General features: G+C 40.7%; 21 protein-coding genes. 11 read left to right on the top strand and 10 right to left on the bottom strand.

The window, feature by feature from the left end:
- Positions 1–15: 15 nt before the first annotated feature.
- Genes LM917_RS16605 through fabG form a run of 3 tightly spaced genes read left to right on the top strand, consistent with a single transcriptional unit; the run spans position 16 to position 2,665 of the window.
- Positions 16–876, top strand: a complete 861-nt coding sequence (locus LM917_RS16605; protein ID WP_232698721.1) for a branched-chain amino acid ABC transporter permease — start codon at positions 16–18, stop codon at positions 874–876.
- Between the two features lie 5 nt (positions 877–881).
- Positions 882–1,898, top strand: coding sequence for a branched-chain amino acid ABC transporter permease (locus LM917_RS16610; protein ID WP_232698785.1), 1,017 nt, complete (start codon positions 882–884; stop codon positions 1,896–1,898).
- An 11-nt stretch (positions 1,899–1,909) separates the two neighbouring features.
- Positions 1,910–2,665 (top strand): 3-oxoacyl-ACP reductase FabG, encoded by a 756-nt coding sequence (gene fabG / locus LM917_RS16615; RefSeq protein WP_232698723.1) that lies wholly within the window; start codon positions 1,910–1,912, stop codon positions 2,663–2,665.
- Between the two features lie 49 nt (positions 2,666–2,714).
- Here fabG and LM917_RS16620 read toward each other — a convergent pair whose 3' ends face one another.
- A complete protein-coding gene (locus LM917_RS16620; protein WP_232698725.1) occupies positions 2,715–2,855 on the bottom strand; it encodes a hypothetical protein in 141 nt (46 codons plus the stop codon).
- Between the two features lie 258 nt (positions 2,856–3,113).
- On the opposite strand from LM917_RS16620, the gene LM917_RS16625 reads away from it, so the two are divergent.
- Positions 3,114–4,379: an MFS transporter gene (locus LM917_RS16625; RefSeq protein WP_232698727.1), complete on the top strand. Its 1,266-nt coding sequence runs from the start codon at positions 3,114–3,116 to the stop codon at positions 4,377–4,379.
- A gap of 187 nt (positions 4,380–4,566) precedes the next feature.
- Here the strand turns inward: LM917_RS16625 and LM917_RS16630 are convergent, their stop codons facing one another.
- From LM917_RS16630 to LM917_RS16640, 3 genes are all read right to left on the bottom strand, one after another.
- A complete protein-coding gene (locus LM917_RS16630; RefSeq protein ID WP_232698729.1) occupies positions 4,567–5,166 on the bottom strand; it encodes a nitroreductase family protein in 600 nt (199 codons plus the stop codon).
- Positions 5,167–5,299: 133 nt separating this feature from the next.
- Complete coding sequence (locus tag LM917_RS16635) at positions 5,300–6,247, bottom strand: TIGR01777 family oxidoreductase (protein WP_232698731.1); 948 nt, start codon at positions 6,245–6,247, stop codon at positions 5,300–5,302.
- Between the two features lie 180 nt (positions 6,248–6,427).
- The gene (locus tag LM917_RS16640; RefSeq protein ID WP_232698732.1) at positions 6,428–7,189 is read right to left on the bottom strand and encodes a MerR family transcriptional regulator; all 762 of its coding nucleotides are present in this window, start codon (positions 7,187–7,189) and stop codon (positions 6,428–6,430) included.
- A gap of 760 nt (positions 7,190–7,949) precedes the next feature.
- On the opposite strand from LM917_RS16640, the gene LM917_RS16645 reads away from it, so the two are divergent.
- Positions 7,950–8,255, top strand: coding sequence for an EamA family transporter (locus LM917_RS16645; RefSeq protein WP_232698733.1), 306 nt, complete (start codon positions 7,950–7,952; stop codon positions 8,253–8,255).
- Here the strand turns inward: LM917_RS16645 and LM917_RS16650 are convergent.
- The 3 genes from LM917_RS16650 to LM917_RS16660 form a co-directional block, all read right to left on the bottom strand.
- On the bottom strand, positions 8,227–8,607 hold the full coding sequence (locus LM917_RS16650) for a helix-turn-helix domain-containing protein (RefSeq protein ID WP_232698734.1): 381 nt from the start codon (positions 8,605–8,607) through the stop codon (positions 8,227–8,229). The two genes, LM917_RS16645 and LM917_RS16650, sit on opposite strands and share 29 nt — an antisense overlap.
- 201 nt (positions 8,608–8,808) lie before the next feature.
- A complete protein-coding gene (locus LM917_RS16655; RefSeq protein ID WP_232698735.1) occupies positions 8,809–9,537 on the bottom strand; it encodes an NAD-dependent protein deacylase in 729 nt (242 codons plus the stop codon).
- Between the two features lie 103 nt (positions 9,538–9,640).
- A complete protein-coding gene (locus tag LM917_RS16660) occupies positions 9,641–10,120 on the bottom strand; it encodes an NUDIX domain-containing protein (RefSeq protein ID WP_232698736.1) in 480 nt (159 codons plus the stop codon).
- Between the two features lie 256 nt (positions 10,121–10,376).
- On the opposite strand from LM917_RS16660, the gene LM917_RS16665 reads away from it, so the two are divergent.
- Positions 10,377–10,868: a hypothetical protein gene (locus tag LM917_RS16665; RefSeq protein ID WP_232698737.1), complete on the top strand. Its 492-nt coding sequence runs from the start codon at positions 10,377–10,379 to the stop codon at positions 10,866–10,868.
- A 63-nt stretch (positions 10,869–10,931) separates the two neighbouring features.
- Here LM917_RS16665 and LM917_RS16670 read toward each other — a convergent pair whose 3' ends face one another.
- Positions 10,932–11,729: a sporulation protein gene (locus LM917_RS16670; RefSeq protein WP_232698738.1), complete on the bottom strand. Its 798-nt coding sequence runs from the start codon at positions 11,727–11,729 to the stop codon at positions 10,932–10,934.
- Between the two features lie 305 nt (positions 11,730–12,034).
- On the opposite strand from LM917_RS16670, the gene LM917_RS16675 reads away from it, so the two are divergent.
- The 3 genes from LM917_RS16675 to LM917_RS16685 are packed head-to-tail and all read left to right on the top strand — an operon-like array spanning position 12,035 to position 16,123.
- Positions 12,035–12,466 carry a MarR family winged helix-turn-helix transcriptional regulator gene (locus LM917_RS16675; RefSeq protein ID WP_232698739.1) on the top strand — a complete coding sequence of 144 codons (432 nt, stop codon included), beginning with the start codon at positions 12,035–12,037 and terminating at the stop codon, positions 12,464–12,466.
- A gap of 48 nt (positions 12,467–12,514) precedes the next feature.
- Positions 12,515–14,236 carry an ABC transporter ATP-binding protein gene (locus LM917_RS16680; protein ID WP_232698740.1) on the top strand — a complete coding sequence of 574 codons (1,722 nt, stop codon included), beginning with the start codon at positions 12,515–12,517 and terminating at the stop codon, positions 14,234–14,236.
- Positions 14,237–16,123 (top strand): ABC transporter ATP-binding protein, encoded by a 1,887-nt coding sequence (locus LM917_RS16685; protein WP_232698741.1) that lies wholly within the window; start codon positions 14,237–14,239, stop codon positions 16,121–16,123.
- A gap of 179 nt (positions 16,124–16,302) precedes the next feature.
- Here the strand turns inward: LM917_RS16685 and LM917_RS16690 are convergent, their stop codons facing one another.
- Positions 16,303–18,219, bottom strand: coding sequence for an FtsX-like permease family protein (locus LM917_RS16690; protein WP_232698742.1), 1,917 nt, complete (start codon positions 18,217–18,219; stop codon positions 16,303–16,305).
- Positions 18,191–18,958: an ABC transporter ATP-binding protein gene (locus LM917_RS16695; protein ID WP_232698743.1), complete on the bottom strand. Its 768-nt coding sequence runs from the start codon at positions 18,956–18,958 to the stop codon at positions 18,191–18,193. The genes LM917_RS16690 and LM917_RS16695 overlap by 29 nt, the downstream gene beginning before the upstream one ends.
- A 284-nt stretch (positions 18,959–19,242) precedes the next feature.
- On the opposite strand from LM917_RS16695, the gene blaOXA reads away from it, so the two are divergent.
- Together blaOXA and LM917_RS16705 are read left to right on the top strand one after the other, a co-directional pair.
- Complete coding sequence (gene blaOXA, locus LM917_RS16700; protein ID WP_232698744.1) at positions 19,243–20,064, top strand: class D beta-lactamase; 822 nt, start codon at positions 19,243–19,245, stop codon at positions 20,062–20,064.
- Positions 20,065–20,170: 106 nt separating this feature from the next.
- On the top strand, positions 20,171–20,884 hold the full coding sequence (locus tag LM917_RS16705; protein ID WP_232698745.1) for an FHA domain-containing protein: 714 nt from the start codon (positions 20,171–20,173) through the stop codon (positions 20,882–20,884).
- The last annotated feature ends 19 nt before the right edge of the window (positions 20,885–20,903 follow it).

Below are 20,903 nucleotides of genomic sequence, written 5' to 3' on the forward strand. Positions count from 1 at the left end.
GGGAGGCTTACCACCGTGGATGTAATCATAAACTTGTTGGTCAACGGCCTTGCTACAGGGATGCTCATATTCTTGCTTGCTGCCGGACTTACACTAATTTTTGGTCTGATGAGCGTACTTAATTTTGCTCATGGCGGATTATTCGCCTGGGGTGCTTTTGGTGGCGTCTGGATATTTGGATTAACAGGCAGTTTTCTATTATCGATGGCTGGCGCTATTGTGATCGGGATGCTGATTGGTCTTATTCTGGAACGTTTTCTGATTCGTCCCGTTTATGGAGATCATATTCAGCAATTGCTGGTAACATTAGGCGGAATGCTGGTGTTAAGTGAATTGCTAAAGGTTTTCTGGAGTCCTAATCCGATCCCGGCGGCAGTTCCATCTTATTTACAAGGCAGCTTTGACTTTGGCGGGATCATTCTCATTAAATATCGGTTGTTTGTCATTTTAGTAGGAGTGCTCATCTATATTGCCCTCCATTTGTTGTTGACCAAAACGCGTTTGGGATTAATTGTACGTGCGGGAGTAATCGATAAAGAGATGGTTCAGGCGTTAGGAATCAATATTAAACAAGTGTTTACATTCGTTTTTCTCTTGGGTGCCGGGATGGCCGCATTAGGAGGAAGCTTGCTTGCCCCGTATTCCGGAGTAATTTTTGCCGAGATGGGCATGCAGTACGCGATACTTGCCTTTATTGTCGTCATCATTGGAGGGATGGGCAGTGTGCCAGGATCTGCGGTTGCTGCGTTATTGGTAGGAGTGTTAGGCTCTTTCATGGCCTATTTCGTTCCGGAACTCTCTCTTGCAGTTAATATGCTTCTGATGTTGTTTGTTTTGCTGGTGAAGCCGTCCGGATTGTTTGGAGCGAAGGGGTGATTATGATGGTACGTAAGGCTGGATCTCTGCAAACGCGTCTGTTTCTCGTATTCTTTCTGTCTCTGGCCATACTCCCTTTGATCTATGACTCAAGGAGTTTATATATTCTGTGCACGCAAATCTTTATTTTCGCTATCTTTGCGATGAGTTATGATTTGCTGCTCGGTTATACAGGGATCGTTTCGTTTGGTCATGGTATGTTTTTTGGAATAGGGGCGTATTCTGTAGCTATTTTCATGAAGAATTTCGGGGCAACGACCGGGAATTTTTTGTTTGGTATTCTGGTGGCTGTTGTCATAGCTGCGATTATTAGTTACGCTATCGGGATGCTATCGTTACGACTGAAAAGTCATTTTTATGCGATGCTGACGCTTGCTGTCTCCCAGCTTCTATTTGTCGTAGCAGAAAAATGGCGTTCTCTTACAGCAGGTGGTGATGGATTTACGTTCAGTGTACCTGATTTTATTCGGGATCGATTTTCTTTCTATTATGTATGTTTACTTGCAATGATTGTGCTGTTCTTTGTTCTTCGTCATTTTGTTCAGTCACCTCTTGGCAAGGTTCTAAAGGCAATTGGGCAAAATGAGCAACGGGCTGAAGCGCTTGGATACCAGATTATAAATTACAAGGTTATCGTTAGTGTCGTAGCAGGGGTGATCGCTGCGATTAGCGGAGGGCTATACGCAGGGATGCTCCGATTTGTTAACACGACGGTCTTCTCGATTGAGATTACACTGGATGCGCTCTTGATGACCATGATTGGTGGAATTGGTACGCTATTCGGTTCTATTCTGGGATCTGGAGTGGTAGAGATTGCTCATGACGGATTAACATCACTAGCTAAAGTGCATCCGATTTTTGAGCGATGGATCATCTTTATGGGACTTCTCTACATTGTAGTGGTGTTGATTTTCCCAAGTGGGATTACAGGTAGCTTCAACAATTGGTTGGAACAAAGAAAAAAAGTCCGCATGCAACAAAAAGAGATACAAATGGAGGAAGCGGGTAAAAAAGCTGGATAGGTGGCGAAGAAATGGATGCTGGAAAAAGACTGGAGAACAAGGTAGCAATCGTAACTGGGGGAGCTAGTGGCATTGGGAGAGAGACTGTTATGCTGTTCTTGCAAGAAGGGGCAAAGGTAGCCATAGCAGACTACAATGAACAGGTAGGTATGGCTTTTCAAAATGAACTGAGAGAGTGTGGATATGAACACGCTACTTATGTTCATGTGGATGTGTCGGATGAAACGAGCGTGGCGCTCATGGTGAAAATAGTAGAAGAAACCTTTTCCACGATCGATATTCTGATTAACAATGCAGGAATCACACAGGATGCCATGCTTGCCAAAATGACCTCAGATCAGTGGCATCGTGTTATTGGGGTTAATCTAAATGGTGTCTACTTTTGTACGAAAGCTGTCATTCCGTATTTGATAGAAAAAGGGGCTGGCAAAATCATCAATACTTCTTCTATCGTCGGTCTTTCAGGAAACATCGGACAGACCAATTACTCAGCTACCAAAGCAGGTGTAATTGGGATGACAAAAACATGGGCAAAGGAACTGGGACGTAAGGGAATTACGGTAAATGCGGTGGCTCCAGGTTTTATAGAGACTTCGATGGCGTTACAGGTACCCGAGAAAGTGCTGGAAAAAATGGTGGAGCAAGTACCCCTTAAACGACTGGGTCAACCCTCAGATATTGCGAAAGCTTATCTCTATCTTGCCTCTTCAGATGGAGATTATGTGAATGGTGCGGTGTTGGAGGTTAACGGAGGGTTATCTATATAAGAGTAGGAATAAGCAGGCTATTGCATGGGAGCATTAGCCTGCTTATTTTTTATCCTTCTTTCTTTTTAAACGAGCCGATTACTAAAAGAAGAGCCCCTATGATAATGGTGACCATATCTCGAAAGAAAAGTCCCATCACGATGGCTACGATAGAAGCAATTGTTATAAAGATACCAGTTTTATCTAACATGGCTGTCCTCCCAAAATAGTGCTGGTGGCTATTATTATCTCATAGATACCAAGTTACTTTTGTTATCAAATTTCACAAATCATTGATTTTTTACATAAATGATGCTTGCAAAAGGTCTGGATAGCAATTCTATCTTTAATTTTCCATAAAATGATAAAATAGTAATAGAGACGAGCGTGTACATGTATAGATACACCCAAGGAGATACATGAGAATAGCTGTACATAGTTGGAAAAATGACAGAGTAGGAGGTTTATGATGGCAGAAAGACAAAAAAACCGGCCTGGGCAGTTTCAGTTAGCTACCATGCTGTTAGCAGGAATAGGTATCTCGACATTGGGAGATTTTATTTATTTGGTTGCCATTAATGTATTAGTATTTAAACTGACAGGCTCAGCCGCAGCTGTAGCAGGTTTATGGGTCATAAGACCAATTGCTTCTCTTCTAATCAATTCCTGGTCTGGAAGTATGATTGATCGGTTTAACAAGCGACAAATCATGATAATCACCGATATCATTAGAGGGGGAGTCTTGCTTGTTCTGCCATTCGTAACCTCTCTCTGGTATATTTATCCCCTGTTATTTGCTTTAGGAGTATGTAGTTGTTTTTTTGTACCTACCTCAACTACATATATGACAAAGGTAATACCTATCGAATCGAGAAAACAATTTAATTCACTCCGCAGTTTAATAAAGTCTGGTTCGTTTATCATTGGACCTGCGATTGCAGGAGGTCTGTTGCTATCTTTTTCTCCGGCAGTTGCGATCTATATCAATGCGGTCAGCTTTTTTATCTCAGCTATCATCATCTATTACTTGCCAGATGCAGCTGATGAAGGAAATGAGACAGCTAGTAAAGTAGCGGTTAGCTCCAATAGGCTGTCACTCTCAATGATAAAGTTGGATTGGCAGCAATTTTTTCGCTACAGCAAAATGAATCTCTACGTTATGTTGGTCTACTCTATATTTGAATTCGTCATGTTATTTACACTCGCATTAGATGCACAGGAAGTTGTGTTTATACAGCAAGTCTTACAGTTATCGGAAACAGATTATGGATTATTAATGAGTATAACCGGTATAGGTTCCCTAGCAGGCTCCATGCTAAACACAGCCATCGTAAAAAGAACACCACTTCACTACCTGATTGGGGTGGGTACGTTATTTGTCGCCCTCGGCTATTTGATTTATGCCTTTTCTTTTTCATTTTTGAGTGTAGTAGTAGGGTTTGTTCTTTTGGCTTTTGCAGGTTCATTTGCCAACACTGGTATGATTACGTTTTTTCAAAATAATGTACCAACGGAGCAGATGGGAAGGATCAGCAGTTTATTTGGTTTCTTTCTTAGTGTCCTGCAAATTATGATAACTGTGTTAGTAGGCTTGATTGGTTACATGGTACCAATCAGATCAATCATTATCGTAGGAGCTTTACTTATGTTTGCTGCTTCCCTCCTGCTATTTGTACTGGTCATGCTTCCTACTAAAAAGAGATATTTTCAAGAGAACGTAGCGACGGAAGGGTAAGAGAGATAAAAGATAACCGATATAATAACGGAGGTTATCATGGAGATCATATAAAATTTATCAGGCAACAACGCTCTGACATAAAATACAATACATAAAGAAACACCTCCTTAGAATCTCTTTCGATTCAGGAGGTGTTTCCTTGTTTCACTTTATTGGATCACATAAGTGAAAAGTGAGGACATGCTTATTTAAAAGTGTAAACACGCTCTTCCAATGGTTGGAATTGTTTTTCACCTGGTTCTTGAACTGGTTTACCAAATGGCATTTGAGCAATTAGTTTCCAGCTCTCAGGCAGTTTCCACTCTTTTTTAACTTCATCGTCAATTAGCGGATTGTAGTGTTGCAAGCTCGCACCAAAACCTTCTTCTTCAAGAGAAGTCCAAACCACAAATTGTAGCATTCCAGAGGATTGTTGGGACCAGGTTGGGAAATTGTCTTTATAAAGAGCAAAATCTTGTTGTAGTTTTTCAATTACTGATTGATCTTCGAAAAATAGCACGGTACCGTATCCGCTTTTGAAGGAATCCATTCTTTGGCTGGTAGGCTCAAAACTTTCTGCAGGTACAATTTTACGCAATGTTTCTCTAGTAGTTTCCCACAGTTTGTCATGGTTTTCTCCAAGAAGAATGACCACGCGAGCGCTCTGAGAGTTAAAAGAGGATGGAGTGTGCTTAACAGCATGATTAATTACTTCTTGAATACGCTCATCAGAAACAACAGCCTCTTTGCTAATTGCATAGTAAGTACGTCTTTTTTCTACGGCAGTTTTAAAATCGTTAGACATGATGGGATCAATTCCTTTCCTTATCGAGCTTCTAATATTAAAGTCGCTTACATTAAGTAATTAACTAGATAATATATCATTGAAGCACAAAAGTGAAGTATTTATTTTTTATTTTGCACATTTGGGTGGAATTTTATGAGGGCGAATCCTTTTTTTGTGGGTGCCACCCATCTTTCAATAATTCCCAAAGTGATTTTTCCAAATCAGTGTGAATAAAGCTGAAGCCTTCGTCAAGCAATTTGCGAGGGATGCAATTACGCCCAGTTAAAGCAAGACCAGGATCAGTCTGCATAACCGTGTATGCACCTAACCAGACAAATGGGGAGGGAGTAGGAGGGGCCCAACCTTTTTTCATCACTTTGCGAAGTGTCTGCATGAATTCTTTATTGGTGGCTGGTGTTGGGCCTGTTGCGTTATAGATGCCACTCATTTGTTCATTTTCGATTGCCCGCAGGAACATTTCATTCAAATCATCGATATGTAGCCAGCTAATGTATTGGTTACCGGAGCCAACTGTGCCTCCAAGATTCAGCTTTACCAGCTTAACTAATGGCTCCAATGCTCCACCAGTGTTACCCAAGGCAAAACCAATGCGCAGAAGAACCTTGCGCGTCATCTCTAGTTCAGTTTCGAAAAAGGTATCTTCCCATCGCTCACATACCTGTACAGAAAAGCCATCACCATGAGGGGCATTCTCGTCGCATAAGTCGCGTGTATCACCATAAATAGCTAATGAACCTGCCTGTACAAATGCTTGAGGAGGTTCCTGACATTGAAGAATTGCTTTAGTAAGAGCCCTGACAGAATCCACGCGGGAAGAAAAAATTTCTGCCTGGTTCTTAGCTGTATAGATGCAGTTGACGCTCTTACCTGTGAAATTAACGATCGCATGGCTACCATCAATCTCTGATGCCCATTCGTCTAATGTTTTTCCGTCCCAGTGAATGTAACGAATTCCGTTCCGTTCAGTTGAAGCCCCTCTGGTTAAAATCACGAGCTCATAGCCCTTTTCTTGTAAAAAAGTAGCGAGAGATTCACCTAAAAAACCTGATCCACCAGGAAGTATTAATTTTTTACCCATTTATATCCCAACCTTCCCTGTTAAACTGGCAATTTTCAAAAGCATCCTTTTTAGGTTTATTTTAACAAAAAAATACAAAAAATCAGACTTCTACCACATAGAAAGTGTTGAGCAGGATTTTAAGTACTTAGCACAAAAGAAAGGCAGGCTCACCTTGGGGGTAAGTCTGCCTTTCTTTTGTTATGCATGATTATCACAATAGATATGCATCGCATCGCGAAGGAAAGCTGCTAAGCCTGGCTTCACTTTATTGATATTTTGCGTAAAACGTTCATCTGCCACGTACATATCTCCGAGACCACGGAAAATTTCCAACGTACATTCATAATAATGCTTGGTAATATGTTCTCGCCATTCTCCTACAGCTTGTTGAACAAGGGGGTGAGATGGCCCTTTATCCATATTCTCTGCAATTGTTTGGTAAATAGCGTTTTGTTGTTCCATGATAGTGGCCCAATCATTTGGTGAGTAAGCATCCGTTCTTTTATGGGTTTCTTCTATGATCTCTTTGCCATATCGCTCTTTTGCTTCTTCTGCGTATTCATGACGGTACTTTTCGATCTCTGACATATCGAAGCCATCAAACATTTTTTTCTTTTCCATCATATACTCTCCTTCATAGGAATCTAAGGTAAGATCCACGATTTCTATCATTTTTTCCAAGCGGTTTTTCTTTTTTTGCAATAGCTCTTTCTGATTATGCAATGCCTTTTTTCGGTCAAAATCTGGATGTGTAATGATCGTTTTAATCTCATCCAAAGTGAATCCGATTTCTTTAAAAAATAAAATCTGCTGCAAAGTAATCAAGTTGTTGTCGGAATAAAGACGATAGCCTGCCGGTGTAATTGAATCGGGCTGTAATAGTTCAATCTGATCATAATGGTGCAAGGTCCGAACACTGATTCCAGCCAATTCTGCAAGCTCTTTTACTTTGTAAGCCATTTCTTCACCTCCTATAATTTGATCGTACAGTATCACGTAACGTTAGGGTCAATAAGAAAAGTATCATTGCTTTTTTTAAACACCTAGCAGAAGAAGCACATTTTTTGTCTGCAAACTCGTTAGGGTTGAGCGAGGAGGAGAGGGCTGTCCGATACACAGTAAAGAGTGCAGAGTGTAAAAAGATGTGATGCTACGAAGTGTCTCATGGATTGCACTTATTAACTGTATAAGGATGCATAAACTTCTAGGCTTCGCTTCCTTATACGCATGAAAAAAATCCGCTAAAGAAGAACCAGCTTCTTCGAAAGACTTCGATAGAAGTTTTTTTATCCGCACTATTTGTTGTTTAGCTAGATAGGACCTTAAAAGGTTCTGGACAAAAAATGTACTTCTTCGACAAAGGGTTTTAGGTAACAAAGAGAACCAACTGCCCGAAAAACCAGCTTCTTTTTTCACACGGAGCGTCTTGGCGAAGCCCGACCCAGCGGAGCGCTATTCATCGGGAAAAAGAAGCGAGACTCAGCAAGTCTTACAGTGAATACATCGTTTTTGAGCTTCCCCGAGGAATTGTGCGGAGCGGACAGTCTAACCTCTTGCGGGGCGAAGACTTTTAGCGAAGAGTGAAAAAAGAAGCTGGTTTTCTCCACTAAAGCAGGATCAAGACAACACTTGGTAAATAATGGAATGAAAATGCAAAAAAAGATAAAATATCAAATTAAAACAGATAAATTTTGTGTTAAGGGAGTGGAAGGAGAGAGGGTTGGATAAAAAGAGGCGAGCCTATCTAGATTTAACGCTGGCTATGGTGATTGTAGGAAGCTCTGTCGTAGTGGGCAAACTGATCGTAGACAGTTTCCCGGTATTTTTGGCTTCAGGATTACGCTATGGATTGGCTTCCGTCATGCTTGTAGCACTGTTACTTCTATTGGAAAAAGGAATACCTGCTCTTTCCGGGAAAGAAGTAGGCGTACTTTTGCTACAGTCAAGAAAAAAACCACCGAAGTCTAGGAAGAACTCGGTGGTTTTGCCATTTGTCCTTAATAATAACGAATACCCATGTAAATGAAACTAACGATAAAGAGTGAGAACACTATAACTAGAAATCGGGAGAAACTTAATCCTGAATAAAATCGATAAATGGAAATGGACCATTTTTTTCGTTTAATTCCGTAATCTGGCGGTTGAGAAGGCTCCACCTTGGGCAATTGATGTAGGTGTTGACTAATATCTACATCCAGGAGCTTCGCATATGCTTTTGTAAAGCCATGCAGATAAGCAGGATATGGAATTAGTGTGTGGTCGTCCTTTTCAATGGATTCCAGATAGGGGATAGGGATGTTTGTTTGTTTTTGAACCTCTTTAAGCGTAATGCCTCTACCGATACGTTTTTCTTGCAATATAGTTCCAATCGTATTCATGTTTTATCTTACTCCTGTACCTGATTCCCAAAGTGTCTACGCAATATATTAAAGCAAATAAGTCTTGATGAAAAGTGTTTACTTTTGGGGATTTTGTAAATGTGACGGTTAGAAGTGTTGATCAGTTACATCGTGAAAAAAACTTCTAACAAAACATGATCGAAGTAGTAGGTATTTTCATAGAAAATGTTTCTTATCAGATCACTCGAATGCTAGGTGATGTAAAAAACTTCCGATATTTTCTCGAATGACATAATCGGCTCCATTATCATACGAAGTGGGTGCTTTATTGATTAATATCAAATGGTTGCCTTGAAAATTCTTAACCAGGCCAGCAGCAGGATAAACAGAAAGGGAAGTGCCTGCCACGATCAGTACGTCTGCTTGTGAGATATAATCGATCGCCTCTTGGAAAAGCTCCATATCGAGTTGCTCCTGGTAAAGTACCACGTCTGGTTTCACTATCCCATTGCAGAGAGAGCAAGAGGGAATAATTTCTTTACTGTTCACGATGTCGTCTAATGAAAAGGTTTCTCCACAGTGTAGACAGGTATTTCTATGGATGGAGCCATGTAGCTCAAGTACATTTCGGCTCCCAGCTAACTGATGCAAGCCATCAATATTTTGGGTGATGATTGCGCGAAGCTTTCCTTCTTTTTCCCATTCTGACAGGGCAAGGTGGCCTTGATTAGGCTTAGCATCTCGGTATACCATCTTTGCTTTATAGAACGAATAAAAGTCAGCTGAATGCTCAAAGAAAAAGTCGTGACTTAGTATTTCTTCTGGAGAATATTCGCCGTGATTCGTATGGAAGAGACCTTCAGCAGAGCGGAAATCAGGAATGCCACTTTCCGTCGATGTACCTGCTCCTCCGAAAAATACGATATTTTTACTCTTTCTAACGAGTGTTTGAAGTTCAGTGTATTCCATATATGCTCCCTTATTTCAATCGTGATTTTTTTTATTATTTCTATATATAGTAGCATAACAGGAGCGAGCATATGAGCGATTAAGTGGGAAGTGATGAGGTGATCTAGTCACGATCAAAATAAGCAGGTCGTGAAACAGACAGGGAAGCAAAGAGTTCTGTTGGGTAAGGAAACTGAAGTGTCGGTAAGTTATGTAAGGGATAGTACCGTAGTTCAGATGTTTCTCCATCTATTGGTTGTAACACCCCGCCAACAACCGAGCATGCAAACATAAATATCACGTACTCTACCTGATGGCCATTAGGGTACGTGTATCTGTATTGTTCACCACCAAATACGCCAAGTAATGTAGTGGGAGAGACATGTAAGCCAGTTTCTTCATATACTTCTCGAACGACAGCCTGAGCAGGAGTTTCTCCTGGTTCGATGGCACCTGCGGGTAGTCCCCATGAATGTTCGGAATTGCTTTTCACAAACAAAACGTCACTATTTTCATTTCTTACGATTCCTACAACACTGGGCATAAAAAGGGGTGAGGAACCAACCTTGTTTCGTAACTCTTGATAATAGGATGACATAGGCATCTCTTTATACCTCCTCAAGGCTATCTTGCAGTACGCTTTCTTCTCCATCCTAGCATACGAAATTACGAGTATGGGAAATATTTCATCATAATAGTCGCGATCGTTTTTTTAAAAATACACATTCATCGATCCCTAAAGATGTACAAAAACGACATGAATAAGTCTGAGAAAGAAATCAGCCCCGAGACGGATATCGAACAGCCAAAAAGACGTTATTCTGAAAACTATAGAGAGTACGGCTTTGAGGGAGGAGATTATGCAAACAAAAGTAGCTGTTTATCAGGAAACAAGTATAATACCGTTTCTGAAAAACTCAGGTGTTGCTTTCGTCGCTTGCCTGCTATTCATCATTGGATATGGATTTTCAGGAGAGGGAATGGAGGATAATCTTTTTTACTCTTTCGCTGAGCTCTTACTATGGTCATTTTATCTGTTATTATTCACTTTCACGTTAACTGGTTTAACAACGATCATACAGCGAATGGTAGACTGTAGTAATGGGGTGGACGAAAAAGCAATGGTAGCTGCGACCATAAGTGCCTTAGCTATCAGCTTCCTTTTCTTAGGTACAGAATTGGGTCAGGAAAATATGCTTAAGATCCTGGTCGCATCCCATGTAACGACATTCGTATATACATTTGCAACGAAACTAAAACAGAAGGCACTACCTGCGATTGCTTTCCTGTCTATTGTTCTTTTGTTCCTATATGTACCAGCAATCATTTATATGGCGGGTATTTTCCATTAACAAAAGCACCTTCTCCAGTTATGGTAGCAGGTGCTTTTTGCTATTGGCATGATGCCATATATTCTAATGATGCAAATCGTTATATATATTTTCCACAAAGTTTTTGATGGATTCAGCAGCTTTTTCAGGTGTAGCTAATTGCGCATCGGTGAAACGATAAAATCCTTTGATTTCATCCAAGTCCATTTTATCAAACATTTTGCCAATGATACCTGATGTTTTTCTATCCACTTCAAAGTGGCCAGAAATGCTGGTTTTCGAATTGGCAGGCTCTAAATGAAAGACCAATTCATCCAGCTTGCCACGAAGCCAAGTGGTTGGTTCAAAGTTAAAAAACTGATATTTGCCAGTAAACGCCTCTGCCTTAATACGACAACCAAGCAGTTTCAAGCCTTCATGAAAATTTTTCATTAGACCTGATGGCAGGACATCAATATAATCACGATCAAAAGCATCAATCGCTTCTGCTATATCTAAATTGGTGCTGAAATAATATTGGGTGGTTAGAGAACTGATTGCAATATGATCAGGAATTTTCATGGTGAAAGGGAAGATCTTACGCTCCTTAGAAGCAATCATAAACGGCTCAAGTGGAGGCATGGTTGCCACTATTTCATTAACCTCGTAGGTTCTTTCGTCGTGGGCATAACGGGAATCTACTCGAAATTGAACTGTGATTTCATTGATTTCTTGCTCAACTTCTCCACCCTGTACGATTATACTTCCCGTCACTGGTTCGCCCATTTGGATAAGCGAGCGATCAAGTTCCAAATTGATTGTTGCTCCACCTACTCCAATTCTGGATAGAAATTTTTTGAACATGCCTGTCACCTCGGTTTGAATTTTTTTACGGATAAGCATGTATAACATCCTTGTCCGCATACGTGCAGCAAAGGCTTAGTAAAGCTATGTTTTTCAAAATCTCAATATAGCTATGGGATAAATTGCTTCTCTATCAATATCAATTGTACGTCGAATCTATGAGTTTGTATCGATATTTTCTTACTATACATATTATAGTAACAGATTTACTTTTCCATAATGAACCAGTAAAAAAATGTGATTGCCCCCTTGATACCAACCCAGTTAAAAGAGTATAATGCAGTTTATTAGATAGCAAGCTAACTAAATTGAAGGGACCAAAAACGAAAATTGGGGTGCTGCATGTGGGCGAAACATATTTGGACTCATTGGAAATGCTATTGTCACAGGTAGTGCGTAACTATAATCAACAGATATTAAAAGCATCGGTTGAAATTGGAATTTACCCAGGTCAATTGCCCGTCCTGTTTATATTGGCTAAGCAAGATGGAATGATTCAAAAGGAGCTGGTAAGCAGACTAAGAATCAAACCTGCTACGGTAACGGTTAAGCTTAATCAGATGGAGAATGCAGGTTTAATTGAGCGCAGACCTGATCCTGACGATCTTCGAGCTTCTCGTGTCTTTATGACGTTAGAGGGACATTCTAAGCTTGAACATGTGAATAAAATAGTAAAAAATGTGGAGGAGAAATGTTTTGAAGGTTTTTTGGAAGAAGAAAAGTTCTTGTTGCGTCGTTTTCTTCTTCATATGAATCGTAATTTGGAAGAACTATAATTTAATAGTTAGCTAGCTAAATAAATTAATGAAGGGGGAAGCAGTCGAATGGGATTGTTATTGAAAAATCTTAAACCCTATAAAATGACTGCAATAGCAGCAGTTCTCCTGATGTTGGTAGAAGTAATGATGGATCTTCTACAGCCTACACTAATGGCGCACATTGTTGACTATGGTATTGCAAACGGAGATGTTCCGTATATTTTACAAACAGGGGTATTGATGATTGGTGTTGCCTTGCTAGGTATTATTGGAGGATGTGGATGTATCTATTTTGCCAGTATTACTTCTCAAGGGTTCGGTGCGGATACGCGTGAGCAACTCTTTAGTAAAATTCAGAGTTTCTCCTTTGATCGTCTGGATCAGTTTAAGACCTCCTCGCTTATTACAAGATTAACGAATGATATAACGCAAGTGCAGAATATTGTTTTGATGATGCTACGGATGATGACACGGTTTCCACTATTATTTTTAGGCGGTATCATCATGGCAATCTCACTAAATGCCAAGATGGCACTAGTATTGTTAGTAACCATTCCTGTACTTGCCGTTGCGCTCTTTTTCATTATGCGTAAAGGTTTTCCGTTGTTTGGTAAAGTACAAAAACGTCTGGATCAGGTAAACAGTGCCTCACGTGAAAATCTGGCAGGCGTGCGGGTGGTAAAAGCATTTGTGCGTTCTACATTTGAGAAAACACGGTTTAATACTCAAAACGAGCAACTCATGGAAGTATCAATTAAGGCTGCTCAAATTATGGCGCTTTTGATGCCTCTCATGATGCTGGTTATGAATCTGAGTATTGTGGCTGTTTTATGGTTCGGTGGGATTCAGGTGAACACAGGTACCATGCAGGTCGGTGAAGTCATTGCATTTACCAACTATTTAACCCAAATTCTTTTTGCACTCATGATGGCTAGTATGATGTTAATGATGGTGTCGCGTGCCAAAGTATCAGCAGACCGAATTACAGAGGTGCTACAAACGGATACAAGCGTTAAGGACATCGGAACAACCGGATTACAAAGCACTGAAGGCTTGCTTCAATATAAAAATGTATCCTTTCACTATCCTGAATCGACGGAATCATCATTAAAAAACATCTCTTTCACAGCCAAACCAGGTGAAACAGTAGCTATTCTAGGTGCTACAGGATCAGGTAAAACGACGATGATGAATTTAGTTCCACGTTTTTACGATGTGACCGAGGGTAGCATTTTGTTGAATGGAACAGATATACGCGAATTGAAATTAGCAGAGTTGAGAAGCCAGATCGGGATCGTGTTGCAGGAAGCTGTACTCTTTTCTGGAACCATTACTGATAATATCCGCTGGGGTTATCAAGAGGCGACAGAAGAGGAAGTATTAGCTGCGGCCAAGGCAGCGCAAGCAGATGAATTTATTAAGAAATTGTCAGATGGCTATGATACCGTCATTGGGCAACGAGGAGTTAACCTGTCTGGTGGACAAAAGCAACGTCTGTCATTAGCGCGTGCATTGGTAAGAAAACCTGCCATCCTTATCATGGATGATAGTACAAGTGCTGTCGATTTAGCTACAGAGTCTGCTATTCAACAAGCACTTAAAGAGCAAATGGAAAAAACGACCACTCTCCTTGTTGCACAACGTATTCATTCTGTAATGGGTGCTGATCAAATCATTGTGCTTGATAACGGACAGATTGTGGATATCGGTAATCATCTGGAGCTGATCGGACGTTGCGATGTCTATCAGGAGATTTACCGCTCACAAATGAGAGAGGAGGCGATTTAGTTGTCAAAATCATCTCATACAGAAGAGCAAGGAAGATCTGGTCAAGGTGGATTTAGAGGGCCTGGACCCAGTCAGGTTGTTCCGAAGGTAAAAGCAGCGAATGCCAGTGAAACAGTGAAGCGATTATGGGGTTATTTAAAAGTAGAGCGCCGCTCCTTACTAATTGTTGTCTTGCTTGTCATTGTAAGTTCAGCATTTAATTTAATGGGTCCCTATTTTATTGGTAAATCAGTTGATAGTTTAGGGATTGGACCTGGGGAGACGAACTTTACGACACTAAGTACTTTTATTATTTGTCTCATAGCTGTTTATGCATGTGGGGCGTTTACATCATGGCTACAAACGTATTTGATGGCAGGAGTTTCCCAAAGAACCGTTACGAATATCCGTAAAGAGGTATTTGATAAGGTACAGACACTGCCACTACGTTTCTTCGATACAAGACCTCGTGGAGACATCATGAGCAGATTAACGAACGATGTGGAGAATATTAATACGTCCCTCTCCCAAAGTACGATCCAAATTGTAACCAGTATAATTACGGTTACAGGTGCCGTGGGAATGATGCTTCTCCTAAGTCCGATGTTAACGTTGTTCACCCTTTTGATTGTTCCGTTAGGCTTTTATGTAACCAAACAAATTGCTGGACGTACGCGTAAGCTTTTTGCTGCTCAGCAAAAAGAGCTAGGAACGCTCAATGGATTTATGGAAGAGGGTATTTCGGGCCAAAGAGTGGTTAAAGCGTTTGGACGGGAAGAAAAAATGTTAGAGGAGTTTCAAGAGAAGAATCAGCGCCTGAAAAAAGTGGGGACACAAGCGCAGATTATCTCAGGTTTTATCCCTCCTTTGATGAATGCAATCAATAACATCAGTTTTGCATTTGTCGCAGCAGCAGGTGGTTATATGGCAGTGCAGGGGATTATTACGATTGGGATTATCTCAGCTTTCCTTAACTATTCTAAGCAATTTTCAAGACCACTTAACGAGCTAGCGAACCAATTTAACTTGTTACAAGCGGCGATTGCTGGAGCGGAACGTGTCTTCGAGGTGTTAGATGAAGAACCGGAATTTGCTGATCAAAAGATTACCCGTCCTCTTACAAAAGTGGAAGGTAACGTGGTTTTTGAAGATGTTAGCTTTGGTTATAAACCTGATGTTCCGATTTTAAAAGAAATCAATCTGACGGCAAAACCAGGTGAAATGATTGCCTTGGTAGGTCCGACTGGATCAGGTAAAACGACAATCGTTAATTTGTTAATGCGTTTTTATGATGTAAATAATGGCAAGGTAACAATCGATGGTCAGGATATCAGGGAACTGAATAAGGATGATTTACGCTCCTCGATCGGAATGGTTCTACAGGATACCTATCTGTTCCAAGGTACAATCAAGGAGAATATTCGATACGGTAGACTAGAAGCTACTGATGAAGAAGTAGAGGAAGCAGCAAAACTTGCGAATGCTCATACATTCATCAAAAAGCTGACCAAAGGTTATGATACGGAATTGATGGAGGATGCAAGCAATCTGAGTCAGGGACAACGTCAGCTAGTGACAATTGCTCGTGCTATTCTAGCAGACCCAGCTATTTTAATTCTCGATGAGGCAACCAGCAGCATTGATACCAGAACAGAAATGCTTATTCAAAAAGGATTGCGTACCTTGATGGAAGGACGCACTAGCTTTGTAATCGCACATAGACTCAGTACGATTCAAGAGGCTGATCAGATTTTGGTGATTAAACAAGGTGAGATCATCGAACGTGGATCCCATGAAGACTTAATGAATCAAAAAGGCTTCTACTATGACTTGAACCACGTACAAATCACAGCCCAGGATAAACTGACAAGCCTGTCTACTATGGTACAGTCGATTCCTCAAGGGTAATGTAAATGATATATCAGTAAAAATTGAACCCCTCCAAAACCACAGTGTTGTGATTTTGGAGGGGTTTTTGTTTACTGTATCAGAAAGTATAAACTTCGAAGGATCACTTCCTGATACGGATGAAAAACATCCGCTAATGAGAACCAGCTTCTTCGAAAGGACTTCGATAGAAGTTTTGCTTACATCAATAAATGACGTTTCACATGCTGAATAAATCTTGCTCGAACTACGAGGAAATAGATCAGCTGTAAAATGAAAAAACCTAATATACAAATGAGTGAAACGGTAAAAATAGAGAACTCCGCTAAACCACTGTACAACTTTTGCAGAGCGAACAAAGCTACTGAGGTATGAAGAATCGCCATTAAAAATGGAGCGAAAAAGAGTAAGGCGATTTCAACCGTTAAGCTCTTGTTCAACTCTTCCAGGGACATCCCCATTTTATAAATCGTACGGTAATGATACTTGTCTCGCTCTAGGTCGCCATACAGTCGAAAATAAAGGAAGCTGGCGGCACATACGTAAAAGACTACAGTAATCATCAATCCTATGAGAAGGGTAGCATTCAACTGTTCCTTCATTTCTTGATTAAATGCATCCCGAACTTGTAAAGATGGACTATAAGCGTCCAGACCTAATTGTTTTTTCAATTCATTTCCGATGTGCTTAATCGGGACCTTATCAGTAGCTTGGTCCCAAGCAGGTACGACGTAACCGTAATAGATCACTTTTTTATCGGTAGGTCTCTTCAGCTTTTCCAGATCATGATTATTGATGATTAGGGCATATGTGAGACTAGATAAAATCAGCTGATTTGTTTTCCTTGTCAAATGGAACGGTTCTCCTCGAATGGTAGCTGAGATTTTCGAGTAATCTGTATCAGTACTGTTTGCCCGTACATCTAGCAGGATCGCATCCCCGTTTTGAATATCAGGAAGTAAAGGTAATCCTAACATCAAAGCAGCCTTGTTATAATCTGACAAGCTAATAATCTCCAGATGCTTCATTTCAGGCAAATAGGTACTTACAACTTGTACTTGCTGATAGTCCAGATGTAACTCGTTTAATTTACCCTCAATGATTCCTAAATCGCGCGCTGCTTTTTCAGGAGAGGTTGAGTCACTGAAATACTGATATTGCATAGAGAATGGATACGTTTGTGCTGTGCTCTCCATCAGTTGAACTGCGCTGGAGATTGAACCTGCCGCTGTGAAAGAAGTAGTGGAAACAATCGTTACCATAAAAAACATCATGGCATTTTCTTTTACTCGGTAAGCGAGATCTGATAACCATAGCAACCGTGTTCCTCTCCAATAAAAAGAGAGCCACCTTTTAGCCAGTTTTAGTAAGTAGATACTGAGTTGAGAAAAGAAAAAGTACGTTCCGATACAGGTTAGGATAATCGCTGGAATCATCCAGGTAATGACCGCAAAGGTATCATTTTTTAAAAGAAAGACATTCCCGTAGGCAATCAATAAGCAGGTAGCTGATAATAACGATAACAGGATGGAGCTTTTGGGCTCCTTTTTATGGGTATGAGCACCATGTAACAGATCAACAATGGAAGATTTTCTAACTGTTATCAGCATGAATATCGTGATAAGTACCAGCATTATCCCGAATGAGCTAATCGTTTCCTTGATCGCCTCTAACGGAAAATAGAAGGGAAGCTCTTCCAGATAGAGGATTGCAGAACCAAAGATCAAGAATGCCTTTGAGAAGAGAAGCCCTGAAGCAATCCCCGCTAAGACTGCTATTCCCAGAATTATTATGTTTTCAAGAATAATCATCAGATAAAACTGTATGCGAGAAATACCCATGATTGTTAAAATGCCGAGTTCCTTCTTACGCATTCGTAGAAATGAATTCATGGAAAACCATAAAAACAGAAAGGTAAATATGGTAAGAATGGTCAGTGATGCAGAGAGGCCAACAGGAAAATAAGTTGGCGTACCCTCCTTATTAAAATCAGGGTGATGGATAAACATAACAAAGGTGAAATAAACCATCACGACAAAGGATGTACTTACAAAATAGGCAAGGTATGCTCGAGATTTCCGCCTTAGATTAGTAAAGAGTAAGGGAAGTAAGGTCATTCGTGTTCCCTCCCAACAAGGCGAGGACATCCAGTATTTGTTGAAAAAATACCTGACGACTTTCTCCTCGCTGTATCTCGTTATAAAACTTACCGTCCTTAATGAAGAGGACGCGATCGCAGTAGCTGGAGGCAACAGGATCGTGGGTAACCATCATCATTGTAGTCCCGCGTTCATGGTTGATCGTTTCTAATAATTCCATGACGACACGGGAAGCCTTAGAATCCAGATTGCCAGTAGGCTCATCGGCTAGTAACAAAGCGGGGGAATGAATAATGGCACGTGCGATTGCGGCACGTTGTAATTGACCGCCTGATACCTCGTATGTACGCTTGTCCAGAATTTCGCTGATCCCCAGTTTTCTGGTAACCTCCTGTAGCCTTTGCGTGATTTCCTGGATGTTGTAATAGTCGAGAGCAAGTGGAACCACAATGTTTTCAGCAAGAGTCATCGTATCAAGTAGATTGAAATCCTGAAAAACAAATCCTAGGTTTCGTCGTCTAAACAGTGCCATTTTGGATCTGCTTAGGTGGAAAGGATTTTCTCTATTGAGTAAGACTTCCCCGGAAGTAGGCTTATCAATGGTAGCAATCATATTGAGTAAGGTCGTTTTTCCACTACCCGATGGACCCATAATGCCAACGAACTCTCCTTTTTCAATATGAAAGGATACATCGGTCAAAGCGCGATATGGCACTTTTCCGTTATATATTTTGCTTAGGTGTGTTACACGAAGCATGCCAGTGGGCACCTCCTTTTTTTCTATATCGAAATGTATGCCAGTTCTTGTATTACTTCCCGATATGAATGAAAACATTCGCTAAGGAAATCAGAATGCCGAAAGAGTACCACTCTACTGATAGGGAGTCAAGATCGTAATAGTACGGGGTAATGCCGGTATGAGTGATCCTTGCATCAGGAATTTCTTAGCAATTTGTGATTGTCCTGCCATTTTTCTGTATTTTCCTATCATTTATCATGGAAACTGTAACAAAGGAACATGGTAACAGGAGTGAACAAGTGATGAAGGATTGGATAAAATACGGCTTGCTCGTCATGATGAGCTTAGCGATAGTCGGGAGCAGCATTTACGCTAAAACACCGGATAAACATAATAAATCTATTATAGACGTTATTGATGTGCAAGAGTTTTTCCCTGATGGGGAAGGAACATTTATTATTCGCGATTTAAAGGAAAATGAAACTTTTGTATACAACCAGGAGCGGGCGAATATTCCGCAGGCACCTGAATCAACGTTTAAAATAGCAAATGCGTTAATCGGATTGCAAGTGAAAGCGGTAGAAGATGAATATTCCATTAAAAAATGGGATGGTGTTGCCCGAGATCTAGAGGTTTGGAATAAGGATCATACGTTAGGTTCTGCTATGAAGCATTCCGTCGTTTGGTATTATCAAGCTCTGGCGCGTGATATTGGCAATCAGCGCATGAAAGAATGGTTGACTAAGCTCTCCTATGGTAACGCAGATATCAGTGGAGGTATTGATTCTTTTTGGCTAAACAGTTCGTTAAAAATCTCCCCGATGCAACAGGTCATTTTCTTGGAGAAGTTATATAAAGATACATTACCACTCGATAAGAAGGTAATGAAAACCGTGAAGCGTACTATGATTGTAGATGAAGGAGATACCTACACCTTATACGCGAAAACAGGCACACGCAACAACCCGTCTGTAGGATGGTACGTTGGTTTTCTGACAACAGAGGATCGGACATATGTCTTTGCAACCAATGTAGATGCTGATAAAAATCCTGCTTCTGCTAAAGCCAAAGAGATCACAACGAAAATCTTTCAAAAATACAAGTTGCTCCCAGCTGAAAAGTAGTGATTGAAAAGAGCTGACAAAAGGTCAGCTCTTCTGCTTGTTCACAAACGAATCTCCTACTCTTATAATAGAGGATATATGGTACGTACTTTTTTGGAGTGATAAGATGGCTGATTTAGAAGTTTACCTATTAGTGAAAAAAGGCGAAAGTAATTTGGCTACAGCTAAAAAATATATCATGGATCAAGATTTATACCTAGGAAGAAGCGGCAAGGCATATGAGCCTGACATTGCTTTTTCCAGCTTGTACATTTCTCGTCGGCATGCCTTGATCCGTAAGGTAGGTCAGCAATATTTCTTGACCGACCTTACTAGTAAGCATGGTACCGAAGTGAATGGAGAGCAGCTTGGGACAGCACCGCATACGTTGGAGAAGGGAGACTTGATCTCGCTTGCCAAGGGGGAAGCAGAACTTATCTTTTGTTCCAATGAAAATGAGTGGGAGGCGACTCAGGAATTCTCCCAAGCCCTTGCCGCTAAGCTAGCTGAGCAGGCGAATCGCCAGCTTGAAAAGGTTGAATCAGGCTTAGTGATTAACATGGAACGAAGAGAAGTATTAGTGGATGGTGAACGTCTCCAGCTTTCTGGTAAAGATTTAGATTTATTATTAGCTCTGTATCAAAGAGCGAATCAAGCTGTCAGCTATGATGAGGTAAAAATGTTAGTCTGGCCGGAGCGACTCATTTCTGATGAAGTCGATTTGCCGGATGTTGGTCGTGGGGAGATTAATGCTTTAGTGTATCGCCTGCGCAAGAGATTAGGTCCCTATGGTGATTTAATCGTTACGATTCCTCGCTTTGGTTACATGCTCGACTTATAGTACGGGTCTTTTCCTGCTT

The organism is Brevibacillus daliensis, from assembly GCF_021245735.1.
GTDB classification, from domain to species: domain Bacteria; phylum Bacillota; class Bacilli; order Brevibacillales; family Brevibacillaceae; genus Brevibacillus_B; species Brevibacillus_B daliensis.

Excerpts from the sequence above, each read along its gene's own strand:
- LM917_RS16610 (WP_232698785.1), top strand. The coding sequence starts at position 882 with ATGGTACGTAAGGCTGGATCTCTGCAAACGCGTCTGTTTCTCGTATTC.
- blaOXA (WP_232698744.1), top strand. The coding sequence starts at position 19,243 with ATGAAGGATTGGATAAAATACGGCTTGCTCGTCATGATGAGCTTAGCG.
- LM917_RS16670 (WP_232698738.1), bottom strand. The coding sequence starts at position 11,729 with ATGCTTATCCGTAAAAAAATTCAAACCGAGGTGACAGGCATGTTCAAA.
- fabG (WP_232698723.1), top strand. The coding sequence starts at position 1,910 with ATGGATGCTGGAAAAAGACTGGAGAACAAGGTAGCAATCGTAACTGGG.
- LM917_RS16625 (WP_232698727.1), top strand. The coding sequence starts at position 3,114 with ATGGCAGAAAGACAAAAAAACCGGCCTGGGCAGTTTCAGTTAGCTACC.
- LM917_RS16640 (WP_232698732.1), bottom strand. The coding sequence starts at position 7,189 with ATGGCTTACAAAGTAAAAGAGCTTGCAGAATTGGCTGGAATCAGTGTT.
- LM917_RS16635 (WP_232698731.1), bottom strand. The coding sequence starts at position 6,247 with ATGGGTAAAAAATTAATACTTCCTGGTGGATCAGGTTTTTTAGGTGAA.
- LM917_RS16705 (WP_232698745.1), top strand. The coding sequence starts at position 20,171 with ATGGCTGATTTAGAAGTTTACCTATTAGTGAAAAAAGGCGAAAGTAAT.
- LM917_RS16680 (WP_232698740.1), top strand. The coding sequence starts at position 12,515 with ATGGGATTGTTATTGAAAAATCTTAAACCCTATAAAATGACTGCAATA.
- LM917_RS16630 (WP_232698729.1), bottom strand. The coding sequence starts at position 5,166 with ATGTCTAACGATTTTAAAACTGCCGTAGAAAAAAGACGTACTTACTAT.
- LM917_RS16655 (WP_232698735.1), bottom strand. The coding sequence starts at position 9,537 with ATGGAATACACTGAACTTCAAACACTCGTTAGAAAGAGTAAAAATATC.
- LM917_RS16620 (WP_232698725.1), bottom strand. The coding sequence starts at position 2,855 with ATGTTAGATAAAACTGGTATCTTTATAACAATTGCTTCTATCGTAGCC.
- LM917_RS16650 (WP_232698734.1), bottom strand. The coding sequence starts at position 8,607 with ATGAATACGATTGGAACTATATTGCAAGAAAAACGTATCGGTAGAGGC.
- LM917_RS16690 (WP_232698742.1), bottom strand. The coding sequence starts at position 18,219 with ATGACCTTACTTCCCTTACTCTTTACTAATCTAAGGCGGAAATCTCGA.
- LM917_RS16660 (WP_232698736.1), bottom strand. The coding sequence starts at position 10,120 with ATGCCTATGTCATCCTATTATCAAGAGTTACGAAACAAGGTTGGTTCC.
- LM917_RS16665 (WP_232698737.1), top strand. The coding sequence starts at position 10,377 with ATGCAAACAAAAGTAGCTGTTTATCAGGAAACAAGTATAATACCGTTT.
- LM917_RS16695 (WP_232698743.1), bottom strand. The coding sequence starts at position 18,958 with ATGCTTCGTGTAACACACCTAAGCAAAATATATAACGGAAAAGTGCCA.